Source organism: Ferrovibrio sp. (assembly GCF_029255545.1).
Taxonomy (GTDB): Bacteria; Pseudomonadota; Alphaproteobacteria; order Ferrovibrionales; family Ferrovibrionaceae; genus Ferrovibrio.
This window is the reverse complement of the sequence record NZ_JANLJJ010000029.1, coordinates 62,757-64,746: the sequence shown is the minus strand read 5'-3', so window position 1 is coordinate 64,746 and position 1,990 is coordinate 62,757. Positions and strand designations below refer to the sequence as shown.

Sequence of the window (1,990 nt, the reverse complement as noted above, 5' to 3'; positions counted from 1 at the left end):
ATGTCCTGCTGCACCTGGCGCAGGATTGCCGCCGCTTCGGAGCCTTTCATCTTGGCGATGTCGTCCTGATATTTCAGCAGCACGCCAAGCGTGTTGTCGATCGTTTCAGGATCAAGCGCCACCTTGTCGAGGAATGCCAGCGCGCGCGTCCAGTCGATGGTTTCCGCCACGCCAGGCAGCTTGAACAGCTCGGTCTCGCGCAGATGCTGCACGAAGGCGACGATTTCGCGACTCAGGCGCTGCGGCGCGCCGGGCACCTTGCGCTGCAGGATCGCCAGTTCGCGCTCCGCGTTGGGATAGTCCACCCAGTAATACAGGCAGCGGCGCTTCAGCGCGTCGTGGATCTCGCGCGTGCGGTTCGAGGTGATGATCACGATGGGTGGTTCGGGCGCCTTCACGGTGCCGACTTCCGGGATGGTGATCTGGAAATCGGACAGCACTTCCAGCAGATAGGCTTCGAAGGGCTCGTCGGTGCGGTCGAGTTCGTCGATCAGCAGCACCGGCGCGCCGTTCGGGTCGGGCTTCAGCGCCTGCAGCAGTGGCCGTTCGATCAGGAAATCGGCGCTGAACAGGTCATGGCTCAGGCTGCCCTTGTCGCCCTCGCCGGTAGCCTCCGCCAGGCGGATTTCCAGCATCTGGCGCGGGTAGTTCCACTCATAGACGGCGGAGGCGAGGTCGAGGCCTTCATAGCATTGCAGCCGCACCAGCCGCCGGTTCAGCGTGGCCGCCAGCACCTTGGCGATCTCGGTCTTGCCGACGCCGGCTTCGCCTTCGAGGAACAATGGCCGGCCCATCTTCAGGGCCAGGAACAGCGTGGTAGCCAGCGAACGATCGGCGACATAGTCGCCACGGGCAAGCAGGGCTTCGACATCGTCGATGGAGGCGGGCAGGCCGGAAGTGTTCTGTGCGGTCATGATGATGATCTAGGGCGAGGGAGGGGGAAATCATGCCCGGTTCATGGCCCCCTCACAAGGCGCGGCTGTCACAGGCCGGCGGCCTGCCGCGTCTTCCCGTTATCGCCCTGTGGAGAGAACCATGACCAAGCCGCCTTCCAGCCATCCCAATCGCCTCATGCTGCAACGGCACTTGGCGGCCGAGAATGCCCATGACATGGCGGCCACCCTGGCCACCATTCACCCCGACTGCGTGTTCCGCGACATGGCCACCGGACAGGTGTTTCCCGGCCTGGCCGGCGCCGAGCGGCATTACCGGCAATGGTGGGATGCTTTTGGCAATGTGGTGGAACGCTCGGCCCTGGGCGGCGCCCATTGGATAGACGAGGAAACCTATGTGGCCGAACCGCAATATGTCGGAAGGCATGTCGGGCCGTTCCTGGGGCTGGCGCCGACCGGGCGCGGCTTTACGCTGCCTTTCGTGGTGTTCGTCAGATTCCGCGATGGGTTATTCGTCGAGGAGCGGTTTTATTACGATCTCGCCACGCTGCTGCGTCAGCTCGGGCAGGATGGCCTGACGGCGGATCAGCTTGCCGCGGCCCAGGCCTGGGCCGCCGGCGGGCCCTGATCTTTCAGCGCGCGAGGATGGTGTAGCCGCGCTCGATAACCCGTTTGGTCGCTTCGAAGGCGTGGACCATCTCGTCATTGGCCTCGCGCGCGGCCTTCAGCCGGGCGATGTCCTCGGTCGTGGGATTGGTGATGGTCGAGAGCTCAAGGGCGATTTTCACATAACGGGCGCGGGCCTCGGCGACGCGCACGGCAAAAGCCATGAAGGATTCCCGGTTGAGCTCCGGAACGGCCTTCCGCATCACCTCGCGGTTGGCGCTGAATATGCCCATCTCGATTTCTTCGAGGAATTTCTGAAGCTTGCGTGTGGATTCCCGGTCGAGCATGTCCTTGCTGACGAAATGGTCGACCTTGTCCTTGCCGTAACCGATGATTTTCATCGTCGCCTCCTGCCGCGAGTCGCGGCCTTTCAACAAGATAAGGGGGCGGAGGCGGGTATAGAAGAGGGGGGATTTGCCACGGGGAGGGGC

Annotated in this window: 3 protein-coding genes; 1 reads left to right on the top strand and 2 read right to left on the bottom strand. The window is 63.5% G+C overall.

What is annotated here, in order from left to right; translation table 11 throughout:
- The coding region (locus tag Q1J79_RS05315; RefSeq protein ID WP_300297487.1) for a MoxR family ATPase at window positions 1-914 on the bottom strand (914 nt) is incomplete at its 3' end.
- 121 nt (window positions 915-1,035) lie between these two features.
- On the opposite strand from Q1J79_RS05315, the gene Q1J79_RS05310 reads away from it, so the two are divergent.
- The gene (locus tag Q1J79_RS05310; protein ID WP_300297484.1) at window positions 1,036-1,521 is read left to right on the top strand and encodes an ester cyclase; all 486 of its coding nucleotides are present in this window, start codon (window positions 1,036-1,038) and stop codon (window positions 1,519-1,521) included.
- Between the two features lie 4 nt (window positions 1,522-1,525).
- On the opposite strand, the gene Q1J79_RS05305 is transcribed toward Q1J79_RS05310, so the two are convergent.
- Window positions 1,526-1,990: hypothetical protein (locus tag Q1J79_RS05305; protein WP_300297482.1), on the bottom strand; the 465-nt coding region annotated here is incomplete at its 5' end.

Bases quoted from the DNA above. Each gene is read 5' to 3' on its own strand.
- Q1J79_RS05310 (WP_300297484.1), top strand. From the start codon at position 1,036: ATGACCAAGCCGCCTTCCAGCCATCCCAATCGCCTCATGCTGCAACGG.